The organism is Planktothrix sp. PCC 11201 (assembly GCF_900009135.1).
Classification (GTDB): domain Bacteria; phylum Cyanobacteriota; class Cyanobacteriia; order Cyanobacteriales; family Microcoleaceae; genus Planktothrix.
Genome location: NZ_LT797688.1, coordinates 243,016 through 266,809, shown reverse-complemented (window position 1 = coordinate 266,809; position 23,794 = coordinate 243,016). Strand labels below are relative to the sequence as shown.

18 protein-coding genes and 1 pseudogene are annotated in these 23,794 nt (G+C 41.6%); 9 read left to right on the top strand and 10 right to left on the bottom strand.

Annotation, left to right across the window (positions count from 1 at the left end; genetic code table 11):
* The first annotated feature begins 132 nt into the window (after nt 1-132).
* The gene (locus PL11201_RS02050; RefSeq protein ID WP_079676989.1) at nt 133-1,194 is read left to right on the top strand and encodes a PstS family phosphate ABC transporter substrate-binding protein; all 1,062 of its coding nucleotides are present in this window, start codon (nt 133-135) and stop codon (nt 1,192-1,194) included.
* Nucleotides 1,195-1,288: 94 nt separating this feature from the next.
* Nucleotides 1,289-2,713, top strand: coding sequence for an ABC transporter substrate-binding protein (locus PL11201_RS02045; protein ID WP_079676988.1), 1,425 nt, complete (start codon nt 1,289-1,291; stop codon nt 2,711-2,713).
* A gap of 2 nt (nt 2,714-2,715) precedes the next feature.
* On the opposite strand, the gene PL11201_RS02040 is transcribed toward PL11201_RS02045, so the two are convergent.
* The 3 genes from PL11201_RS02040 to PL11201_RS02030 form a co-directional block, all read right to left on the bottom strand.
* Nucleotides 2,716-3,273: a Uma2 family endonuclease gene (locus PL11201_RS02040; RefSeq protein WP_079676987.1), complete on the bottom strand. Its 558-nt coding sequence runs from the start codon at nt 3,271-3,273 to the stop codon at nt 2,716-2,718.
* Nucleotides 3,274-3,403: 130 nt separating this feature from the next.
* Nucleotides 3,404-4,363, bottom strand: coding sequence for a protochlorophyllide reductase (locus tag PL11201_RS02035; protein WP_079676986.1), 960 nt, complete (start codon nt 4,361-4,363; stop codon nt 3,404-3,406).
* A gap of 124 nt (nt 4,364-4,487) precedes the next feature.
* Nucleotides 4,488-6,500, bottom strand: a complete 2,013-nt coding sequence (locus tag PL11201_RS02030) for a DICT sensory domain-containing protein (RefSeq protein WP_079676985.1) — start codon at nt 6,498-6,500, stop codon at nt 4,488-4,490.
* Between the two features lie 374 nt (nt 6,501-6,874).
* Here PL11201_RS02030 and PL11201_RS02025 point away from each other — a divergent pair, with 374 nt between their 5' ends.
* Complete coding sequence (locus PL11201_RS02025; protein WP_079676984.1) at nt 6,875-7,624, top strand: DNA-methyltransferase; 750 nt, start codon at nt 6,875-6,877, stop codon at nt 7,622-7,624.
* Nucleotides 7,625-7,798: 174 nt separating this feature from the next.
* Here PL11201_RS02025 and psaB read toward each other — a convergent pair whose 3' ends face one another.
* Nucleotides 7,799-10,027, bottom strand: a complete 2,229-nt coding sequence (gene psaB / locus PL11201_RS02020) for a photosystem I core protein PsaB (protein ID WP_079676983.1) — start codon at nt 10,025-10,027, stop codon at nt 7,799-7,801.
* Nucleotides 10,028-10,118: 91 nt separating this feature from the next.
* On the bottom strand, nt 10,119-12,374 hold the full coding sequence (psaA, locus tag PL11201_RS02015; protein WP_079676982.1) for a photosystem I core protein PsaA: 2,256 nt from the start codon (nt 12,372-12,374) through the stop codon (nt 10,119-10,121).
* Nucleotides 12,375-13,036: 662 nt separating this feature from the next.
* On the opposite strand from psaA, the gene PL11201_RS02010 reads away from it, so the two are divergent.
* Nucleotides 13,037-14,704, top strand: coding sequence for a hypothetical protein (locus tag PL11201_RS02010; protein WP_144017646.1), 1,668 nt, complete (start codon nt 13,037-13,039; stop codon nt 14,702-14,704).
* Between the two features lie 92 nt (nt 14,705-14,796).
* Nucleotides 14,797-15,732, top strand: a complete 936-nt coding sequence (locus PL11201_RS02005) for an alpha/beta fold hydrolase (RefSeq protein ID WP_144017645.1) — start codon at nt 14,797-14,799, stop codon at nt 15,730-15,732.
* A gap of 122 nt (nt 15,733-15,854) precedes the next feature.
* On the opposite strand, the gene PL11201_RS02000 is transcribed toward PL11201_RS02005, so the two are convergent.
* A complete protein-coding gene (locus tag PL11201_RS02000) occupies nt 15,855-17,528 on the bottom strand; it encodes an ABC transporter permease (protein ID WP_234996593.1) in 1,674 nt (557 codons plus the stop codon).
* A gap of 137 nt (nt 17,529-17,665) precedes the next feature.
* Here PL11201_RS02000 and PL11201_RS01995 point away from each other — a divergent pair, with 137 nt between their 5' ends.
* Nucleotides 17,666-18,754: an ABC transporter ATP-binding protein gene (locus tag PL11201_RS01995; RefSeq protein WP_079676978.1), complete on the top strand. Its 1,089-nt coding sequence runs from the start codon at nt 17,666-17,668 to the stop codon at nt 18,752-18,754.
* 118 nt (nt 18,755-18,872) lie between these two features.
* On the top strand, nt 18,873-19,130 hold the full coding sequence (locus PL11201_RS01990; RefSeq protein ID WP_079676977.1) for a hypothetical protein: 258 nt from the start codon (nt 18,873-18,875) through the stop codon (nt 19,128-19,130).
* Here PL11201_RS01990 and PL11201_RS01985 read toward each other — a convergent pair.
* Together PL11201_RS01985 and PL11201_RS01980 are read right to left on the bottom strand one after the other, a co-directional pair.
* The gene (locus PL11201_RS01985; RefSeq protein ID WP_079676976.1) at nt 19,079-19,405 is read right to left on the bottom strand and encodes a type II toxin-antitoxin system VapC family toxin; all 327 of its coding nucleotides are present in this window, start codon (nt 19,403-19,405) and stop codon (nt 19,079-19,081) included. The genes PL11201_RS01990 and PL11201_RS01985 overlap by 52 nt on opposite strands.
* Nucleotides 19,405-19,857, bottom strand: a complete 453-nt coding sequence (locus tag PL11201_RS01980; protein WP_159451499.1) for a DUF433 domain-containing protein — start codon at nt 19,855-19,857, stop codon at nt 19,405-19,407. The genes PL11201_RS01985 and PL11201_RS01980 overlap by 1 nt, the downstream gene beginning before the upstream one ends.
* Nucleotides 19,858-20,067: 210 nt before the next feature.
* Between PL11201_RS01980 and PL11201_RS01975 the strand changes: the two are divergent.
* Together PL11201_RS01975 and ureC are read left to right on the top strand one after the other, a co-directional pair.
* Nucleotides 20,068-20,373 (top strand): annotated as a pseudogene (locus tag PL11201_RS01975) (urease subunit beta); the annotation flags it as partial.
* Between the two features lie 160 nt (nt 20,374-20,533).
* Entirely contained in the window at nt 20,534-22,252 is a 1,719-nt protein-coding gene (gene ureC / locus PL11201_RS01970; protein ID WP_200816680.1) for an urease subunit alpha, read from the top strand.
* A gap of 74 nt (nt 22,253-22,326) precedes the next feature.
* Here ureC and fetB read toward each other — a convergent pair whose 3' ends face one another.
* Nucleotides 22,327-23,121 carry an ABC transporter permease gene (gene fetB / locus PL11201_RS01965; protein WP_079676973.1) on the bottom strand — a complete coding sequence of 265 codons (795 nt, stop codon included), beginning with the start codon at nt 23,119-23,121 and terminating at the stop codon, nt 22,327-22,329.
* A 21-nt stretch (nt 23,122-23,142) separates the two neighbouring features.
* Entirely contained in the window at nt 23,143-23,790 is a 648-nt protein-coding gene (locus PL11201_RS26990) for an ABC transporter ATP-binding protein (protein WP_079676972.1), read from the bottom strand.
* Nucleotides 23,791-23,794: the final 4 nt, after the last annotated feature.

Below are 23,794 nucleotides of genomic sequence, written 5' to 3'. Positions count from 1 at the left end.
TATTCCTTGAATGATTTTGAGATGGTTTTTTTGCTTTTATTCCATACCTTCAGTAATATTATATCAATATCTGCCCCAAGAATCCTACAAAAGTGCTAAGATTTTGCCTAACATCCAAAACCTTTTAGATTTATGGCTCAAAAAAATGATACTACAACTTTAATTCTAGCCTTGTTCATTACCGGAGGATTAATTAGTGGCGGAGTTTGGTGGTTTACTCGCAATATGAATTTGCCAACAGTCTTAAATTCTAATCCCTCTCCCTCTAATTCAATTTCACCCACTTCTGTGCCTCAAACCTCCACAACAAATTTTAAAACCTTTGCTGAAGTTCCTAATGTTCCGAATGGAGTCTTTACCTATGGCGGAAGTACCACCTTTGCACCTATTCGTCAAGGAATTAATCCAGAAGTTCAAACTGTTTTTCCTCAATTTCAATTACGATATTTTCAAAATCCTAGTCAATCCCCAGGTTCAGGAAGTGGGATTAAAATGTTAATTGATAATCAAATTACCTTTGCTGAATCATCTCGACCTTTACAAGAATCAGAATATCAACAAGCCAGACAAAAGGGCTTAAATTTAATCGAAGTTCCTATTGCTCTTGATGGAATTGTAGTGGCGGTTAATCCCAACTTGAATATTCCAGGGTTAACTATCAATCAATTAAAACAAATTTATACGGGTAAAATCACAAATTGGAGTCAACTCGGCGGGGAAAATATTCCCATTGTTGCCTATTCTCGGACGAAAGAAGCCGGAGGAACAACAGAATTTTTTATTACAAATGTATTAGGAGGAGAGAGTTTTGCCGAGACGATAAAATTTATTCCGACCACCACAGAAGCCCTAAGAGCGATCGCTAATAATCCTGGGGGAATCTATTATGCTTCTGCTCCAGAAGTGGTCGCCCAATGTACGATTAAACCCATCGCTATAGGTCTAACCTCTGGAGCTTTAATTCAACCTTATAAAAATCCTTTAATTTCCCCTGAAAATTGCCCTCAACAACGGAATCAAATTGATCCAGTTGTGTTTAAAAATGGAGCTTATCCTCTCACCCGACGTTTATTTATTATAGTTAAACAAAATAATCAATCTGAACAACAGGCTGGAGAAGCCTACACTCAACTTTTATTAACTTCTCAAGGTCAAGATTTTATGGAAAAATTAGGATTTATTAGAATCCGTTAAGTTTTCTGGGCTGGATATGTTTCTGTCTGTTAACTTGGAGGTTGATCCCAGAAAAAAATGTTAGAATATAAGTTAAGCATCAATTGATAATCCGATGTCTCAAAAAAATGAATCTCTAATCTTATTGTTAGCACTCCTGATCACCGGGGGCTTATTAGGGGCGGGTTATTTTTTATTTTTCGGATTTTCTCCTAAACCCCTATTGAATACGAATAACCCCTCTGGAACTTTGCCCCCAACGTCCTCATCTAATATTGCGGTGGGGTCGATAGAAACTCGCATGAGTCAAGGAGAAAAAGTTTTAATTGCTTCGGGAAATTTAGCTCTCAAACAGTCAGGAGTTGCGGCTTTAGCGTCTCGTCAATATCAGAATGCGGTTCAACAATTTAATGCGGCATTACAACAAAATAAAAACGATCCTGAAGCCTTAGTTTATCGAAATAATGCTCAAATTCTGCAAAATAATCAACCCTTTTATACTATAGCAGTATCTATTCCAATTGGAACTTCTGTGAATACCGCCCAGGAGATTTTAAGAGGAGTGGCTCAGGCTCAAATGGAAGTTAATCAAGGGGGAGGAATTGGCGGAAAATCATTAAATGTGATGATTGTCAATGATGATAATAGTCCTGAAGTTGCTAAAGAAGTTGCTCAAAAATTAGTAGATAATTCAGAAGTTTTGGGGGTAGTTGGTCATTTTGGCAGTGATACTACCCAAGCAGCAGCACCGATTTATGAAGCCGGAAAATTAGTTTTAATTTCTCCAACCAGTACATCAACTTCTATTTCTAATGCGGGAGACTATATTTTTAGAACTGTTCCGAGCGATCGCTTTGCTGGAAGTAGCTTATCTCGATATTTACTCAATAAGTTAAACTTGAAAAAAGCGGTACTATTTTTTAATAGTGCTAATCAATATAGTACATCCCTACAAACAGAATTTACCACGGCTTTAAGTGGAGATGGGGGCGAAGTAGTCAGCGTTTTTGATATTGCTAAACCTAATTTTAATCCGATTCAAGCCCTAGAACAAGCTCGCCAACAGGGAGCCGAAGTGATTGTTTTAACGCCCGATTCTTCTACTATTGAACAGGCGTTACAAGTGGTGAGAATTAATCGCAAACAGTTACCGTTATTGGGCGGAGATAGTCTATATCGACCGGAAACTTTGAAGGTGGGAGGCGATGCGGTGGGGATGGTCATAGCAATTCCTTGGCATATTTTAGCTAATCCTAATTCGGCTTTTGCTCAAACAGCAAATCAACTCTGGGGAGCGAGTGTTAACTGGCGCACCGCCACCTCCTATGATGCTACAAAAGCCTTGGTTGCTGCTATTGCTAAAAATCCTACCCGAACCGGGGTGCAACAAGCGCTTTCCGCCCCGGATTTTACGCCCCAGGGAGCAACGGGGGTGATTCGGTTTTTACCCTCGGGCGATCGCAATCAACCCTTACAATTAGTTACTATTGAACCGGGAAATCGTTCAGGACTCGGTTATGATTTTGTTCCTGTTCCTTAAGATCAAAAAATCTGATTAACGTTAAAATTAAATTCAGGAAAAACACTGATCGTTAAGGTTTGTTCTACTGTAAAAAACTGAATAGATTGATAACCATTAGTAGTGGGAGTTCGATACACCCGCACAATATTTTGATTCAGGTCAATTAACCAAACTTCCTGAATTTCACTCTGACAATAGAGGGGAATTTTTACCTGTTGGTCAAAATCAATTGTTGTATCCGAGACTTCTATTAATAACAGAATATCCGAGGGTTGGGGATGTCTTTCTTCATAAAAATCGGGACGAGGTTGCAGGAGAACTAAGTCGGGTTGAGGTTGTGATAAATTATTTAATTGAATTGGGTTTTGAGTATCAATAATAACGCGATCGCCTAACTGACGATTCAATAAATAATCCAACCGTCGTACACAAGCCGCGTGACGTTTTCCAATCGGTGACATTTTAATAATTTCTCCCGCCACTAATTCATTATTCTCATCTACTTTAAAAACCCCAACTTCCCCCATTTTCTGATAGTCTTCAACGGTAAAACGTCGTTTTAAAACTTGAATTGACATTTTAACCTCCTCGTTTATTGATATAATTATAGGGAACAGGGAACAGGGAAATCCCCACACTTAAAAGTAGGGGATTTGTACAAGAATTCATTGAAACAGCCAAAAGTATTGTCCCTACTCCCTGATTTTATTAGTAAGCTAATCCCACCAACCTAGCACTTAAATCCCACATTTTTTTCCCTTTTTCATCATCGCTGGCTTGGGGAGAAACCTTTTGCACAAAAGACTGGCGATCCTTCTTCTGGCGATTTCCCCAACTCCAATACATTCCCGACTGTTTATATTCAGGATCAGCCACCACCATGGCGACGCGATCGCCCGATAATTCCTCCGTGACAAATCCCCCGGTAATGTATTTTTGAAATAGGGGAAAAATCTTTTGGAATAGGGGATAATGATTGCGGAATAAAGCTGTTGTTGCCACACAACCAGGATAGAGAGAAGTAAAAGTAATCCCCGTTGAATCATGGTAACGGCGATGTAATTCTCGCATCGTTAAAACATTACAAACTTTGCTATCTTTATAGGCTTTAACAGGTTCAAATTGTTTTCCATTAATCATGGTAATCGGATCTTTGAAACCTTGTTCAAACCCTTCGAGATTGCCTAAGTCGGGACGGGGAGGAATTTTACCCCCTAACTCATCGGGGTTGTGGGTCACAGTCCCTAAAATCACCATTCTGCGATCGGGGTAGGAGGAACGTTTCATATCCTCCAGCATGACATTGCAGAGGTAGAAATGGCTTAAATGGTTGGTCGCCACCGTTAATTCATAACCCTCTGGACTCCATAAAGGCTCCTTAATTAAAGGCATATAAATCGCCGCATTGCAGACCAAGGCATCTAACGAGCGACCCAGAGACCGGAAATTAGCGACAAACTGTTTTACACTGGCCAAAGATCCTAAATCTATGGGGAGAATGGTATAGCTGTCCTTGGACATTCCCACGGATTGAGCCGCCTGTTCCGCTTTGACTAAATCCCGACAGGCCATCACCACATACCAACCCTTTTGGGCTAAGGCTCTAGCGGCTTGCAAACCAACGCCCGAAGACGCTCCCGTAATCACAACTGTTGCTTGATTTGCCATGAAATTCTAACTCAATTTACTATTGTTGACTTTTTCTAGGATCTCATGTTTTAACACCCTGGTCACTATTGTAGTGAGTCCTTCAGGACTCAGAGTTAGATAGCCCTAAAGGGCTTACTACAAATCAGGAATCACCTTCAACATAAGGGATCGTGAAGTGGAACTGACTCCCTTGATTTTTACCCAGGGAATCTGCCCAAATTATCCCGCCCCAACCATTTACAATTTGTTTACTGATCGCTAATCCTAAGCCTGTTCCACCCACACTCCGACGTAGTGATCCTTCTTCCTGGTAAAAACGCTCAAATACTGCGTCTAAACGATTAGGTTCAATTCCCCGTCCAGTATCAGAGATTGTCACTTCTACCATTTGTTCTTGATTACATTTGGCGTTAATGGTAACTTTGCCATCAGAATCAGTAAATTTACAGGCATTATCTAAAAGTTTAGATAGTAGTTCTACTAACCATTCTCCATCGGCTTGAACTAAAGGTAAATTCGGTGAAACTTCTATTTCAATACCTGGAACTTGATTTTGATTATGATGGGTACGAATTCCACTAATGGCTAAATCAATACATTCTTTTAATCTTAAAGATTCGGGGTTCCAGTCTACACGGCCACTTTCTAAATGGGATAATTTCAAAAAATCTTGGACTAATTTTCTTAACCGTTCTGCATCTGTTAAGGCTGTATCTAACATGATTTTTCGCATTTCTACGGGCATATTCGGCTCTTGATTTAAACTTTCTAAACAAATTAAAATTGTGGATAAGGGAGTTCTTAGTTCATGTCCGGTAATGGCAATTAAATTACTGCGGGTGCGTTCTAATGCTTCTAATTGTTGGTTAAGATCTTCTAAATTGGCATAGGTTTCTGCTTGAATAATGGCAGCACCTAGTTGAGTCGCGATCGCATCTACCATTAACAAATCATCTTCTTGCCACAGGGAAAGATTACAATTACATTGGTGTAATTCTACCATTCCCAAAAGTTGACCTTGGTATAAAATAGGAATCATTAACCAACCTTTAATTTCCCATCTTTGGGTAATTTTTTTTAATGATTCTTTTGGCTTTACTGAGTTATTATTAGTATTTTTAATCCAGTCTGGATGAATTTTATCAGTTCGATTAATATAAATAGGTTCTTGACGTTTAACAACTTCTTGAAATAGCGGATTTTCTCGCAATATCCAAGTTTTTCCGATGATAGAAACGACATCATTACATAAATATTCATTAGAAATTTTAACAGAATTATCCGTTGCCTTGCAGCGATAAATTAAACAACGACAAGCTCCCATTGCTTCCCCTAATTCCTGGGTTGCTACCTTGATCACTTCTTGAGGGTTTAGAGATTGGCGAATTGTTGCTGTAATAGAGTTAACTAAACGTTCCTTCCGTTCTTTTGCTGCTAAGGAACGATAGACTCGTAAAAGTTCATGTTGTCCTGCTTGTAGATAAGTAACTAAACGATAAGCAAAGGGATCATTGAGAGAAGAATAATCTGTAGAGATAGTATTTGATTTAGTGGGATTTGAAGATTTTTTGGTTTTTTTAGCTACTGAACGAATACCATAAATACTATAGGCTTGTTCTACCTTTTCAGTCAATTCAGGACGGTAATATAAAGTCCGTTCTAAAAGCAATTCTGCAACCTTAATAGAAACTTGCCGATCTGATGTCCAAATTCCTTCAAAGGGACGAGCTTGATCCATCAATAACTGTTCAGATATATCAGAATTCTGGACTAAATCTTCTCGTTCAACACAAACTAAACAGGTTGAATAATATTGTCCTAAAACTAATAAATTCCATTCTTGACTTAGTTGATCTTGCGGGTAAAAAGCCACGGTTTCATGATTATCAGAGGAGTTTTGAAACTCCGTTTCTAACGCCGCCATCACATAAACCTGTGGTGTGAGTTCAGCAATTTTTCGGTAACGGTGAGCTTCTTTACGATAAAATCTTTCCTGTTGGAAGGTAGCAATAACCAGAGGTTGTTCAGTTCCAGCTAAAATCTGATCCTCCATCGCATGAGATAACGCAGTTAAAGAGGATTTAAAATAAATTTGGGGCTTTAAATTGGGCAAAAACTTCAGCAATTCTGTTAGTATCGAGGTGGAGACACTCATTTTATATTAAATCAATAGCTTTAACTAGATTTTTAACTAAAGGCGTATTTATGTTAGTGTTAGCCGAGAAAATGGAGGTGATCTTCACTATGGGTTATGATAGTGTTGCAGTTGTTTGACCAAGGCTAAAACTAGCTCAAAGTTAAGGGGAAGTTGATCATTAGCTTAACTCATTTTCTATTCCCCTTTGGGTTTATAAGTATTTTACCGCAAATCATGGACACTGGAAAATAATCAATTTTTTTGAGTAGCTCTTGACCGGAGACAAAATCTGCGTTAGCTTAGGCAAAATCGGTGTTTTTAAAGCGAATGTAGGTCAAAGTCTAGTAATTTTCACTCAAATCAAACCATTAAGTTATTATCAAGGATAAATAATGACTCTGGATCAGTTATTAGATAAGTTTATTTGTGGAGATTGTATATCCATAATGAGTCAAATGCCAGATAATTGTCTGGGTTTAGTTGTAACTTCCCCACCCTACAACCTGAAAAATTCTACCGGAAATGGGATGAAGGATGGCAGAGGTGGCAAGTGGAAAAATGCTCAACTTGTGCATGGTTATTCAGACTATGATGACAATATGCCCCATGAAAAATATGTGGAATGGCAAAGAGAATGTCTATCCCAAATGATGCGTTTATTAAAAGATGATGGGGCAATATTTTATAATCATAAATGGCGGGTTCAAGACGGTTTACTTCAAGACAGACAAGATATAGTTTCGGGTTTCCCAGTCCGACAAATTATCATCTGGCGACGAAAAGGAGGAATTAACTTCAACCAGGGTTACTTTTTACCCACCTACGAAGTCATTTATTTAATAACGAAGCCAAAATTTAAGTTGACACCTAAAGCTAATGCTCATGGTGATGTTTGGGAGTTCATGCAAGAAATGAATAACTCCCATCCCGCACCTTTTCCGATAGCATTAGCCAGACGATGTATTGAGTCAACAAATGCCGAAATAATTCTTGATCCTTTTATGGGGAGTGGCACTACAGCAGTAGCAGCAAAAAGGCTAGGAAGAAGTTTTATTGGGATCGATCTATCGGCAGAATACTGTCAACAAGCGGAACACAGACTAAGAACTGATACACCTCAATTAGAATTATCACTGATATGATTATTGAGATTATTGATTCTTTGTAGTGCGTTGGTCACTTGCATTTACAGATACAACAGATACCCCTATATTGCGCTAAAGCGCAACAACAAATAGAATAAATAGAAATCCCCTACCCGCAGGCAGGGGATATTTTTAATTACCAATCAAACGAGGATGCAGTTAATAGTTACATCAACCAAACTTACTCGCAGTCGAGGCAATTAGGAAGGCTGCGTAGGTGAGGATATAGCCAACGGTGAAGTGAGCTAAACCAACCACACGAGCTTGAACGATAGAAAGAGCCACGGGTTTGTCTTTCCAACGAACTAGGTTCGCCAGAGGAGTCCGTTCATGAGCCCAGACAATCGTTTCGATTAACTCTTGCCAGTAACCCCGCCAAGAGATCAGGAACATAAATCCAGTCGCCCAAACTAGGTGTCCGAATAGGAACATCCAAGCCCAAACCGACAGGTTATTGGTTCCATAAGGGTTGTAGCCGTTAATTAACTGAGCCGAATTCAGCCACAGATAGTCACGGAACCAGCCCATCAGGTAGGTAGAGGATTCGTTGAACTGAGCAACGTTTCCTTGCCAGACGCCCAGGTGCTTCCAGTGCCAGTAGAAGGTAGTCCAACCAATGGTATTCAGCATCCAGAACATCGACAGGTAGAAAGAGTCCCAAGCGGAGATGTCGCAAGTACCACCACGGCCAGGGCCATCGCAAGGGAAGGCATAACCGAAGTCTTTCTTGTCGGGCATCAGCTTCGAGCCACGGGCATCCAACGCACCTTTGACCAAAATCAGGGTGGTGGTGTGCAGACCTAGAGCGATGGCATGGTGAACTAAGAAGTCTCCAGGGCCAATGCTCAGGAATAGGGAGTTGCTACCAGAGTTGATAGCATCTAACCAACCGGGCAACCAAACGTTGCCGTAGTTCGGCCAAGCGGTGCTGGCGATGCTGTCAGCATTGGACAATAAAACATCCATACCGTACAGCACTTTACCCGAAGCAGCTTGAACGAATTGAGCAAAAACCGGTTCAATCAGAATTTGCTTTTCAGGAGTTCCAAAGGCAACCACAACATCGTTATGGACATATAAGCCCAGAGTGTGGAAACCGAGGAACAGAGACACCCAGCTTAAGTGAGAGATGAGGGCCTCTTTGTGCTGTAACATCCGATCCAAGACGTTGCCTTTGTTCTGTTCGGCATCATAGTCGCGCACCAGGAAGATTGCCCCGTGAGCGAAAGCCCCGACCATTAGGAACCCAGCAATATATTGGTGGTGGGTATACAGCGCCGCCATCGTGGTGTAATCCTTAGCGATGAAGGCGTAGGGAGGAAGCGCGTACATATGTTGCGCCACCAGGGAGGTGATCACACCCAGCGCAGCCAGAGCAAATGCTAACTGGAAGTGCAGGGAGTTATTCATGGTGTCGTACAACCCTTGATGAGGTAGGTTGAACGGCCCTTCATTTTTGATCCCGAACAGAGGATCTTTGGAATTCATCATTTCTTTGATGCTATGACCAATTCCAAAGTTTGTCCGGTACATATGGCCCGCAATGATGAATAACACTGCGATCGCCAAATGGTGGTGAGCCATATCCGTCAACCAGAGAGACTCGGTTTGAGGATGGAAACCACCTAAGAAGGTCAGAATAGCGGTTCCAGAACCCGTAGAGGTTCCAAAAATGTGACCGGCGGTATCTGGGCTTTGTGCGTACACACCCCAGTTACCCGTGAAGAAGGGAGCCAGACCTGCCGGGTGGGGCAGAGTGCTGAGGAAATTATCCCAACCAACGTGTTGTCCGCGAGATTCAGGAATGGCAACGTGAACCAAGTGACCAGTCCAAGCCAGGGAACTAACCCCGAACAGACCTGCCAAGTGGTGGTTCAAACGAGATTCAGCATTCTTGAACCAAGACAGACTGGGACGATACTTGGGTTGCAGGTGTAACCAACCTGCGAACAGGAAGGTAGCAGCCAAAAGCAACAGGAAGATCGACCCTTGATACAGGTCAGCATTTGAGCGCATTCCGATGGTATACCACCAGTGGTACACCCCAGAATAAGCGATGTTAACTGGGTTAGAAGCACCCGCTTGGGTGAAAGCTTCTACCGCAGGTTGGCCAAATTGGGGATCCCAAATGGCGTGAGCAATGGGGCGAATATTTAAAGGATCTTTAACCCATTGTTCAAAATTACCTTGCCAAGCGACGTGGAACAGGTTGCCTGAAGTCCAGAGGAAAATGATAGCGAGGTGACCGAAGTGGGAAGCAAAGATCTTTTGGTAAAGATTTTCCTCTGTTATGCCATCATGGGTCTCGAAATCATGGGCTGTGGCAATCCCGTACCAAATCCGACGTGTTGTCGGGTCTTGGGCCAAGTCCTGGCTAAATTTTGGGAATTTAGTTGCCATAAGTCCTAACTAAATCGTGTTCTTTGTTATTCCGCTTCAGGGGGAAGGAGAAAGCTGATTCAGCCTTTCCCTGCCCCTGAGCAGAGAGTTTTCATCCTACTGAAATAATTCGGGCTAGGAAGAATGCCCAAGTTGTAGCAATGCCCCCTAAGAGGTAGTGAGCTACACCAACCGCACGACCTTGAGTAATACTCAGAGCGCGAGGTTGAATTGCTGGGGCTAATTTCAGCTTGTTATGGGCCCAGACAATGGACTCAATTAATTCTTGCCAGTAACCGCGGCCACTGAACAGGAACATTAAGCTGAACGCCCAAACGAAGTGGGCACCCAAGAACAACAGACCGTAGGCGGAAAGGGCTGACCCGTAGGAACTGATTACCTGAGCAGCTTGCGCCCACAGGAAATCACGCAGCCATCCGTTGATGGTAATGGCACTCTGGGCAAAGTTGCCACTGGTGATGTGAGAAACGGTGCCGTCTGAACCAACGGTTCCCCAAACATCGGATTGCATCTTCCAGCTAAAGTGGAAAATCACGATGGAGAGGGAGTTGTACATCCAGAACAGACCCAGGAAAACGTGATCCCAGCCAGAGACTTGGCAAGTACCACCCCGACCTGGCCCATCGCAAGGGAATCGGAAACCCAATTCACTCTTGTCGGGAACCAAGCGAGAGCTACGGGCGTATAAAACGCCTTTTAGCAGAATTAAGACTGTGACGTGAATTGTGAAGGCATGGATATGGTGAACCATGAAGTCCGCCGTACCTAACACAATCGGCATCATTGCTACTTTGCCACCGACGGCTACGACACCGCCGCCAAACACAGGGCTAACACTGGCTAAGGCATGGGGAGCAGTGCTACCCGGGGCCAGAGCGTGAATGTTTTGCACCCATTGGGCAAACACGGGTTGGAGTTGAATCCCTGTATCAGAGAACATATCTTGGGGACGACCAAACGCACGCATGGTGTCGTTATGGACATATAACCCAAAGCTATGGAATCCCAAGAAGATACAGACCCAGTTCAGGTGGGAGATAATTGCGTCGCGGTGACGAAGCACCCGATCGAGCAAGTTGTTGACATTGTTGGCCGGAACGTAATCACGCACCATGAAAATGGAAGCGTGAGCTCCTGCACCCACAATCAGGAAGCCACCAATCCACACATGGTGTGTGAACAGAGACAACTGCGTGGGATAATCCGTCGCAATGTAAGGATAGGGAGGCATTGAGTACATGTGGTGAGCCACAATGATGCTCAAAGAACCCATCAATGCGAGGTTAATCGCCAACTGAGCGTGCCAAGAGGTGGTCAGGATTTCGTAGAGTCCTTTATGGCCTTCTCCAGTGAAGGGGCCTTTATGGGCTTCTAAAATTTCCTTCATGCTGTGACCAATGCCCCAGTTTGTCCGGTACATATGGCCAGCAATGATGAACAGGACTGCCAGTGCCAGGTGATGGTGTGCAGTATCGGATAACCACAGACCGCCTGTTTGGGGGTTTAATCCACCTTTGAAGGTTAAGAAGTCAGAATAGACTCCCCAATTCAAGGTAAAGAATGGTGTTAAACCTTCTTTAAAACTGGGATACAGTTCTGCCATCAGGTTGGGGTTGAGGATGAATTCATGGGGTAAAGGAATATCCTTCGCCGCCACTCCCGCATCCAGTAGTTTGTTCACGGGTAAGGACACATGAATTTGGTGACCTGCCCATCCCAAACTGCCTAGACCCAACAGTCCAGCTAAGTGGTGGTTCATCATCGACTCTACATTCTGGAACCATTCCAGTTTGGGAGCCCGTTTGTGATAGTGGAACCAACCAGCAAACAGCATCAAACCTGCCATGACCAGCGCACCAATGGCGGTGCAATAAAGCTGGTATGTGTTGGTAAAACCGGAAGCTCGCCACAGTTGGAATAATCCAGAGGTAATCTGAATCCCGTGGAAGCCACCACCAACATCACCGTTTAAAATTTCTTGGCCGAAAATTGGCCATACAACTTGCGCGCTAGGCTTAATCCCCGTAGGGTTAGCCAACCAAGCTTCGTAGTTCGAAAATTTAGCGCCGTGGAAGTAGGCACCACTTAACCAGATAAAAATCACGGCTAAATGACCAAAATGGGCGCTAAAAATTTTACGCGAAATATCTTCTAAATCGCTGGTATGACTATCGAAGTCGTGAGCGTCAGCGTGTAGGTTCCAAATCCAAGTGGTTGTATTTGGCCCTTTGGCGAGGTCACGGCGAAAGTGTCCTGGTTTAGACCATCTTTCAAAAGATGTAGGAACCGGATCTTTATCAACCGCAACCTTTACTTTTGCCTCACGCTCTGGAGGACTGATTGTCATTTAGACTCTCCTCGACCTGTGACAAAAAATAAGTAACGTTGCAGATTCTGACAGAAGTTATACCCCTTTTTCAAAATCCTTAACAAAAGTTAGTGTTTCGTTAAATCGTTTCATAGATGAATTTCTATGAGACTAATTATTCAGGTTTATACCTGCACTAAAACTAACCTTTGTTCGGGGGCAACAGGACACCCTTCCATTTGCCTTAAGGCTTTTAAAATTTTATTTCGACAACTAACCCACACCTAAACCCTTGCATAGCAATGGCTTTCCGTTTGGGGTAGCTGTTGTCTTTAAATGATATATCATCTTTTTGAATCTGGGGGGAATGACTTGGTAACAATAATTAAAATTCCCTCTGATTCCCTACAGAATCATCATTTTAGTTTTCATAAGGGTTTCAAAAAGTCAAATATTTCTCAACAAATGTTACAAAACTTAAAATTTATCAGAATAACTTAGAAGGTTGAAAACCTTGTCCATTTCCAGCTGGAATCAAAATCAATTCCACCGGACTTTAATCTCTAGGTTCTTGGTGTCCCAATTCCGCGCTAGGATTAGTCTGAACTCCTCAAGTGACACCCTACCGAACCCAGGGAAGTTAAATACCCCCCCAAAACCGATAGATTAAGGTTGGGCTTATGATTTTCAATAAAAAACCTATGGATAAAACTAGATTGGGCTTCCTTCAGAAAAATCGGGTGCTAAATCCCATACTTCAGGTATGGACAAGAGTAAAAACCCAACTCAAAACCCTGTTAGCACTCTTAATCATCTTTGGTCTGGCTGGATGTGGAAATTCCTCCTCAGAAGTTCCGCCCCAAACGCCTCCAACCCTGACGATATCCAAATCCGCGTTACCAATTTCCCAAGTTTCTCCCCCAAAGCTGATCCAGAAACTACATCAATCCCTCGATGCTTACCAGCCTCAAGTTACCATCCTCAATCCTCAACCCGATCAACTGCTTGAAGACGATACAATTAATCTGCAACTTCAGGTTCAGGGTTTACCCCTATTCCAAGATCCTAAATTCGGTTTAGGGCCACATTTACAAGTAATCCTGGATAACCAACCTAATATTGATGTTTACGATATCACCACTCCCATCACCTTCCCCAACCTAGACCCCGGAACCCATACTCTCCGAGTATTTGCTGCCTATCCCTGGGATGAAAGCTATAAAAACGAAGGGTCTTTTGCCCAAACCACCTTTCATGTTTTCACAAAAACCCCCGATCATCACCCCGACCAAAATCTGCCCCTACTTACTTATAACCGTCCCCAAGGAGCATACGGTGCGGAACCAATTTTACTAGACTTCTACCTCAATAACGCCCCTCTACATATTGTGGCTCAAGAAGATCCAACAGATGAAATAGTAGATTGGCAAATTCGGATTACCCTTAACGGCGAAAGCTTCACCACCGATAAATGGCAACCTTTATATATAAAAGGGTTAAAACCGGGTAAAAATTGGGTACAAATTGAATATCTGAATGAACAGGGAAATCCCGTTGATAACGTTTTTAATAAAACCGCCCGGGTGATTACCTATAATCCCAATCTCAAAAATACCCTGTCTCAACTGACTCAAGAAAAATTATCCTTTGCAGAACTTAAAGGAATCCTGAATCCTAATTTTGCCACTCAAGACCTGATTAAAACCCCTGAACCGGAAGAACTTCCTACCACCGAACCCGAAGTTATTTCGCCTCCCGTAGACGAATCCACCGCCGAACCCGTTGAGGAAACTACGCCAGAAGTGGAAACAACGGTAGAACCCGAATCTACCCCATCGGAACCTGTAGAAACAACCCTAGATACTCCATCGGAACCTGTAGAAACAACCCTAGAACCCGAAACTACTCCATCGGATGTGGTAGAAACAATCCTAGAATCTGAACCCAACCCATCGGAACCTGTAGAAACAACCCTAGAACCCGAAACTCCTCCATCGGACGTGGTAGAAGCGGAAGAACCTGCGATTGAACCTGTAGCATCTGAAATTCAACCCGAAGAAACAACACCGGATGTCCCTTCTGAATCCCTAATTAAACAATTGGGTGGATTTTTGACTCGTTTCCGTCTTCCCTTTTTGAATCCAGTTCAGGTAACATCTAATTCTCCGACACCCCTACCTGAAATTGTTGATCAAGTTCCAATTCCCAAACCTGTCACCGAACCCCAACCTGAAGAAACCCCTAACCCAGTTCCAGAAATTACCTCAGAGGAACAAAATCCCATTTCTGAAATAGAAATTCCCACGCCAGAATTAACAATTGAACCCAAAATCATCACAGAAGAAACCCAAACCGTTAACGCTGATTGAAAGATTACTCTGATTGTGCAGATTACCTTAATAGTTTGTTTCAATATTAATGTAATCTGTAAAATCTATTCAATTAATTATTTACCAATATTATGAAATCCCATCCCGAATCTTCCCTATTTACTCCTGAATCAAAATCCTATAATTGGCAGGGATATCAATGTTCTTATGAAGATTATTCGACCCTTAATCCCAATAATCAGGAGATTTCATTACTATTAATTCATCCGATTGGAGTGGGATTATCGGGAAATTTTTGGTATCGATTTTGTCAAGAATCACGGAAACAAGGGTTAAATCATGCCATTTATAATCCCGATTTAATCGGTTGTGGAAAGTCTGAAATTCCGAAAGTTGCCTATTATCCCCAAGATTGGGCAGAACAATTGAATTATTTTTTACACAATATTATTCAAAAACCTGTTATTATAGTAGTACAAGGAGCGTTATTACCCGTTGCGATCGCCCTAACCCAACTCCAAAACCAATCTAATTCTAACTTAATTAAAGGATTAATATTATCTGGCCCCCCAGCTTGGCGAGTCATGAGTGAACCCAGTTCAGAAAAACAGCAAAAACTCGCTTGGAATCTATTCTTTGATTCTCCCATTGGCAATTTATTCTGGCTCTATGCCCGTCGTCGTCAGTTTATCGAATCCTTCTCCATTCGGCAACTTTTTGCCAAGGCTGAAGATGTCGATCAAAATTGGTTAGACTTATTAGAAACAGGAGCCAAAAATGATCAAAGTCGTTATGCCGTTTATTCCTTTTTAGCTGGATTCTGGCGACAAAACTATACGGATATTATGGCGGGAATTTCGATTCCCACCTTAGCAGTTTTTGGCACAACCGCATCCAGCATTAGCCGCAGTGGATTTTCAGAAACCCCAGAACAACGTTGTCAACTTTATGAAAAAGGCTGGAAAAATTGCCAATCTGCTATAATTCCAGGACGTAACGTTTTACCCTACGAATCAACCGCAGAATTTGTTAAAATTGTCGCCAAGTTTATTAACCAAATTGCCTAAAGCAAAGAGGGTTGGGAGACCCAACCCCTACGATAAAATGTTACAACCTCCGTCTCGCGCGTTGCGGATTGCTATATAATCTTTCTTCCTTCCTTAGTGTCTCAGTGCCTTTGTGGTTCCTTTTATTGGTGATGGGATTGACTAATTCTTAAACTCAAGAAAATAACCGGAATAATCCCTACTAAAACAATCGCTAATGCGGGGGCAGCAGCTTCAGCTAATCTTTCATCTGAGGCTAAATTATATACCCGAACTGCCAAGGTATCAAAATTAAACGGACGAATCACTAAGGTAGCAGATAACTCCTTCATCACATCGACAAAAGTTAACATTCCGGCTGTTAATAATCCACTCCACATAATCGGAGTATGCACCTTAATTAAAGTTCCAGTCGCCCCGTATCCTAAGCTACGCGCAGCTTCATCTAAATTGGGTTTTATTTTACTTAAACTCGATTCTACTGTCCCGAAAGAAACCGCTAAAAATCGGACTAAATAGGCATAAATTAAAGCGATAATTGTGCCACTCAATAACAATCCTGTGGAAATACCAAAGGTAGACCGCATTACCCCATCAATTGCATTATCTAATTGACCAATCGGAATTAAAATACCCACCGCAATTACCGAACCCGGAATCGCATATCCCATGGCGGCAATGCGGGTGGATAATCGCATCAAAGAATTAGCATTTAACCGGACACCATAGGCCATAATTAGGGCGATGAGAACCGCTAAAATTCCGCTAATAGTCGCTAAAGTTAAACTGTGTAAGGCATAATTCCAAAACTCGGAATTTAAAAAGGTTCCCAAATTTTCTAAGGTCATTTTGAATAAAATTACACTAGGAATCAAAAACCCAAAAATAATGGGGAATAAACAGATAAAACAGGCTAATCCGGCTCTAAATCCCGTAAGTTTAAACTGGTTTAACGATTGAAAGCGATTGCCCGTTTGGTAATATTGGGCTTGACGACGTGACCAAAGTTCGATTAGAATTAATCCCAATATAAATAACATTAAAACCGCCGCTAGTTGGGAAGCTGCCACCCGTTCTCCCATTCCGAACCAAGTGCGATAGATTCCGGTTGTAAAAGTATCAACTCCGAAATATTGCACCGTTCCAAAATCATTCAGGGTTTCCATTAATGCTAAGGCTAATCCGGCAATAATAGACGGACGAGCCAGAGGTAAAGCTACGGTAAAAAAACTTTGCCAAGGGTTACAACCCAAGGAACGACTTGCTTCTAAGGTACAGGTTGATTGTTCTAAAAAAGCAACTCTGGTTAATAGATAAACGTAGGGATATAAGGTTAAAGATAATAAAAAGATTGCCCCCCAAATAGAACGAATATCAGGAAACCAATAGTCATCAATTCCACTGATACCAAAAGTATTTCTCAGGAGGGTTTGTACTGGGCCATAAAATTCTAACCATTCGGTATAGACATAGGCGAGAATATAACTAGGGGCAGCTAGGGGAATTAACAACCCCCATTCAAACAGACGGCTACCCGGAAACCGACACATGGTTACTAACCAAGCACTACTCACCCCGAGCAGCAATACAGTTATACCAACGCCAAAGATTAGCAATAAGGAATTAAGAATATAACCTGGGAGAACCGTTGAGCCTAAATGGTTCCAGACCTCGGCTGAATTGGTGAAAACACTGCTTAATACAAATAATACCGGAGTCGCAATCAAAACGGCGATCGCCACCACGAAAACAGTCCAAACATCCAGCTTTAAACTACGCCAGGCTTTGATCAAGGACTCCAAGGACGATAATGACACAGCCAAACACTCCCCAAAATTTAATTAAGTCTTAGTGAGAATATATCCTAAAAAGGGGGTACAATTGGAATGGAGTTTCAGCAATATTAGTTTCAACAGCACCGTTGAACCCTAAGATCAAATTAATGCCTGTAAAGATGACTCAATCTGTAATTCTGCATTTAGAGGATGTCGGTAAACAGTTTCCTCAAAACCAGACCCCAGCCGTTCAAGCCGTTGACCTAGACTTACATGAAGGGGATATTTTAGGACTATTAGGCCCTTCTGGGTGTGGGAAAACCACGTTATTGCGAATGATTGCCGGATTTGAACAACCGGACACTGGAACGATTACCCTAGGGGGGCGAGAGGTCGCCGGGTTAGACTATTGGATACCGCCAGAACAACGAGATGTGGGAATGGTGTTTCAGGATTATGCCCTATTTCCCCATTTAACCGTTGCCAAAAATATTGCCTTTGGCTTAAAAAATACTAAGAAAAAATCTAGTTTAGGGATTCACAGACGGGTCGCAGAAGTTTTAGAATTAGTCGGATTATCGGGTTATGAAAAACGCTATCCCCATGAAATATCGGGAGGACAACAACAACGGGTAGCCCTAGCTCGCGCCCTAGCCCCCCATCCGGCTTTAGTATTATTAGATGAACCTTTAAGTAATTTAGATGTGCAGGTGCGATTAAGATTGCGGCAGGAATTACGCGATATTTTAAAAGTAGCAGGAACCACCGCCATTTTTGTTACCCATGACCAAGAAGAAGCCCTATCAATTTCCGATTGGGTGGCTGTGATGCAGAACGGACGCCTAGAACAGTTTGGCACACCGGAAGCAATTTATCGACAACCCGCCTCTCGGTTTGTGGCGGAATTTGTCACCCAAGCTAATTTTATTCCCGCCAAACGTCGGGGAGATTTTTGGGAAACGGAAGTGGGTTGTTTTGCAATTAATCCATATCTTGTCGATGCTGTTACCCCCGATTGGGATAAATTAGACCGGGTAGAATTAATGGTACGACAGGAGGATTTTATTCTTAAACCTGATGATAACGCTGCGGTTGTGATTCGCGATCGCCAATTTCTCGGACGGGAAAACCACTATAGTTTGCAGGTTCCATCCGGTCGGGAAATCATCGCCCGAACCAGTGCGACAACGGCTTTACCCGTGGGAATGCGGGTTAATGTTTCTGTTCTGGAAAATGCTTTGCGGGTGTTTCCCAGTCGGAAAAATTAGGGGCGAGTTAACATTTGATGGTGCGGTTTGTAGAGTGAGCGATCGCACCCTCAACATTAGGAATGCGGTTAAATATTCCCCCCAGAACTGCGGTTGGATTTGAACACGGAGATGAACAATGGCGATAAAAATTAAACTAATGGCAGATTATGGTTGTGATCCGTTATGGTGGGCTGGAGATCACAGGGTTGGTAATATTAATCTAGCTACTTTACCTTTAAGTCAAGAAATTATTCAGCGTTTGTATAATTGGGCTGATGCTTTTGATGCACGATTAAACTTGGCTGATCCATATCTTTTTAGGATGGACAATTATCGGATGGTTTATAGCACTGATTCAGTTAAACCCCATTCTTTATCAGGACGTTGTTTATAAAATTGCCATCCTGCTTTCCATAAATCTTGACTAGCTGGAATGATTAATAAAATTGGTAAAGATAAAAGATTATCAATAAAATCAATAGTTTTTGATCGCACCGTAGGGGAGGAAATTGCATCAGCGACCTCCATTAAAACAAACTCTGTGGTAATTAAAGGATGTTTCTGCTTCATTAAATTATCCATAATTAATCGTGCTTTATCATGCAGAGCATCACGACTATTTAGCAAAGCAATCCAAGCCGCAGTATCAATAAAAATTTTATCAGCCATTAGATTATTTTGGGTTTACCATAGAGATAATGATCATGCTTTTCAGCTAAATCTGTAATTCCAGTATCAACAGTACAACGATCAATCAAGTTTATAAGTTCATCCCAAGGGGAATCATTCACGGATAAAGGTTGATTCTGTTGATAGATTTCTAGGTATTGATTGATCTGATCTGGATAAGTTTCTGCGTAGTTCCAAGCGGTTTGTAAATCTTCAGATTGTAAATGCGGAAAGTTTTCTAAGATTTGTAAATCACTCCAACCCAAACGGCGATAACCGACTAATTTCCAAACCGGAATAGGAACACGCCCCACATTAGCAATTGAGTCAGGTTGAGAGGTTTCTTTGGGTAAAAAATCAGCACTTAAATTTTGAGCCAGGGTTTGAATCAATTGCAATTTTTCAGCAGGCTTTAAATTATTGAGTTGTTTTTCTAACTGTTGAGCATTCATCTTGATTATATAGTTGTTATCACTAATATTATAGCTTATTCTCATTTTAAATCAATAAAATCTCGATGTCAATGTGTTTTATCCCTAAATTCTTGCCAATTTAGGAATAATCCTAGATAATTACATCAAGAAATATTTTCAATGGGATATAATTATTGTATAATAAAGAGATCCGATTTGCAATATTAATATTATAAGAGGAAACAACCAATGATTCCAGGTGAACTGATTGTTAAAGCAGGTGAAATTGAACTTAATGTTGGTCGTCCGACTTTAAAGATTAAAGTTGCGAATACAGGCGATCGCCCAATTCAAATTGGCTCACATTATCATTTTTATGAAGTTAATGAAGCCCTGAAATTTAAACGCGAAAAAACTAAAGGAATGCGGTTAAATATTCCGGCGGGAACTGCGGTTAGATTTGAACCCGGAGATGAACAGGAAGTTGAGTTGGTGACAATGGCTGGAAGTCGAGAAATATATGGGTTTAATGGCTTAGTGGAAGGTCAGTTAAATTTGAATTTACCCGAAGAAAATAAAAAGGATACAAAAGAGAAGGTTAAGAAAGATAAAAAAGACAAGGGGAAGAAGAAAAAATAATTTTAGTTTGACTTAGGCTTGTAGAATTAAATGATTAAAGAAAGCCCTGAAGGGCTTACTACTGAAGGAGTGGAAAATGGGTTATAAAATGGATCGGCGGGCTTATGCAGAAACCTTTGGGCCGACGGTGGGCGATCGCATTCGGTTAGCAGATACCGAATTAATTATTGAAGTGGAAATGGACTATATAAATTATGGGGATGAGGTAAAATTTGGAGGCGGAAAAGTAATTCGGGATGGCATGGGACAGTCTCCAATTTCCCGTGCGGATGGAGCCGTAGATTTAGTGATTACTAATGCTTTAATTGTAGATTGGTGGGGGATTGTTAAAGCAGATGTGGGGATAAAAGATGGGAAAATTTATAAGATTGGGAAGGCAGGAAATCCCTATATTCAAGATCATATTGATATTATTATCGGCCCTTCTACGGAAGTGATCGCAGGGGAAGGAATGATCCTCACCGCAGGGGGAATTGATAGCCATATTCACTTTATTTGTCCTCAACAAATCGAGACCGCCATTGCATCAGGAATTACCACGATGATCGGGGGTGGAACTGGCCCGGCAACGGGAACTAATGCTACTACTTGTACCCCAGGTGCATGGAATATTTATCGGATGTTAGAAGCGGCGGAAGCCTTTCCGATGAATTTGGGATTTTTAGGCAAAGGAAATAGTAGTCAACCCCAAGGTTTAGTTGAACAAATTGTAGCGGGGGTCATGGGTTTAAAACTACATGAAGATTGGGGAACTACCCCAGCAACAATTGATACTTGTTTAACAATTGCGGATGAATATGATGTTCAAGTTGCCATTCATACGGATACTTTAAACGAATCAGGGTTCGTAGAAACGACCATTGCAGCATTTAAAAATCGGGTGATTCATACTTACCATACCGAAGGGGCGGGAGGGGGTCATGCACCAGATATTATTAAGGTTTGTGGTCAGAAAAATGTCTTACCATCTTCTACAAATCCCACCCGTCCCTATACGATGAATACCTTAGAAGAACATTTAGATATGTTGATGGTTTGTCATCATTTAGATCGAAATATTCCAGAGGATGTGGCTTTTGCTGAGTCCCGAATTCGCCGAGAAACTATTGCCGCTGAAGATATTTTGCACGATTTAGGGGCATTTAGTATGATTTCTTCTGATTCTCAAGCGATGGGAAGGGTGGGAGAAACTATTATTAGAACTTGGCAAACGGCCCATAAAATGAAAGTGCAACGGGGGGTATTAACTGACCCAGAAAATTCGACCGCATCCCATGATAATTTTCGGGTAAAACGCTATATTGCTAAGTATACAATTAATCCGGCTATTACCCATGGAATTTCTGATTATGTGGGGTCAATTGCTGAAGGAAAATTAGCGGATTTGTGTTTATGGAAACCTGCTTTTTTTGGGGTAAAACCGGAATTGGTAATTAAAGGCGGCTTAATTGCTTGGGCACAAATGGGGGATGCCAATGCCAGTATTCCTACTCCTCAACCTGTCTATGGTCGCCCGATGTTTGGGAGTTTTGGAAAAGCAATTTCATCTACTTCTTTAACGTTTATGTCTCAAGCGGCTTTAGAGGCAAAAATTCCCGAACAATTAGGGTTAAAAAAACAATGTGTCGCGGTTTCAGGAACTCGAAATTTGAGTAAAGCTGACATGAAATTAAATGATGCTTTACCCAAAATTGAGGTTGATCCTGAAACCTATCAAGTTAAAGCAGACGGGCAATTATTAACCTGTGAACCTGCGGAGGTTTTACCCATGGCGCAGCGTTATTTCTTGTTTTAGTTGTTGTTGAATAATACCCCAAAAACTCTTTTTTGGGGTTATTCTAGTAGGGAATAATTAAATTGAGGAATTTCTTATTTCGTTAACCGATCTAAACACAGTTGATGGGAAGAATTGAGGAGAGCTTGCCAGGCTAATAATACCACTCCTAATGTGCCTAAAGCTGTGGCTGAGGCGATCGCAAAAATTATAATAATCTGATAACGCACCGCATCTAAAGGATTTGCCCCCGCTAAAATTTGACCCGTCATCATCCCAGGTAAACTGACAATTCCCATCACCATCATTGAGTTAATCATGGGGATCATTCCTGTTCTAATAGCGGCTTTAACTTCTTCATGGGTTGCTTCCCAACGGGTCGCTCCTAATGCTAATAAGGTTTCTATTTTTTGACGTTGATTAACTAAGGATTCCATGAATCGATCTAATCCTAAAGAAATCCCAGTCAGGGTATTTCCTAATACCATTCCCAATAAAGGAATAAAGTATTGCGGATCATACCAAGGTTGCACTTGAATAATTCCCAAGGTGGTTAAATTGGTAATCAAAAATGATGATATAAAAACCGATAATAAACTTCTCCAATAAATTCCTACAAATCTCCGAGAGGTTCGATTAACACTAGAAATTCCAGCGATAGTTGCCATAATTATTGCTAAGGCAATAACAGGAAAGGGATGGGATAAGGTAAACAGCCAATTTAAGACATATCCAATTAATAATAACTGCACAACCATTCGTACACTGGCAATGATTAAGGATTGAGCTAGACCTAATTTTAATCCTAAAGATAGGACAATATTAATCACAATGAATAAGACAGATAGGGCTAATTGTTCTACACTAATCGGAATATAACTACTAGACATTTTAGGAGAAGGGAGATATAATTATTGATCAGAAAGTAATTCTTGTTGAACTTGAGTTACCCGACGCAATTGTTTAGGATCATGACTTGTCCAAATGCAAGCTCGTTCTGGGTTTTCAGTTAACCAACGTTGAATTAAAGACTCAACTTGTTGCGTGGTTCTAGGATCTAAAGAGGCGGTGGGTTCATCTAATAATAACACTAATGGATCTAATTGTAATCCTCTAATTAATGCCACTAATTGTGTTTCTCCTCCTGATAGATTTTGAGTAGATTGTTGGAGAAAATCAGGCGATCGCCCCACATCTAAAAACCAGTTTTCTACCCGTTGCGGATTGTAATATTTTTGACGATGAACTAATAGATCATAAACCCTTTTTAAATTTGTTTCTACAGTTCCTTCTAATAATACTGGACGTTGATGTAAGTAAATAACTAAAGAACGATATTGAGGGATATAACATTGGGTTAAAGGGCGACTTCCCAGTTGAATTTCCCCCTCATCAAAGGGATCTAACCCCGCCAATGCTCGCATTAACAGGGTTTTTCCGGTTCCTGTCGCCCCGACTAAACCCAAACACATCCCAGGGGATAACACCAAATCAACCCCTCGCCAAACCCATCGAGATTGAATTTTACGACCAAGATTAATCGCTGATAATTGGCTCATTGGA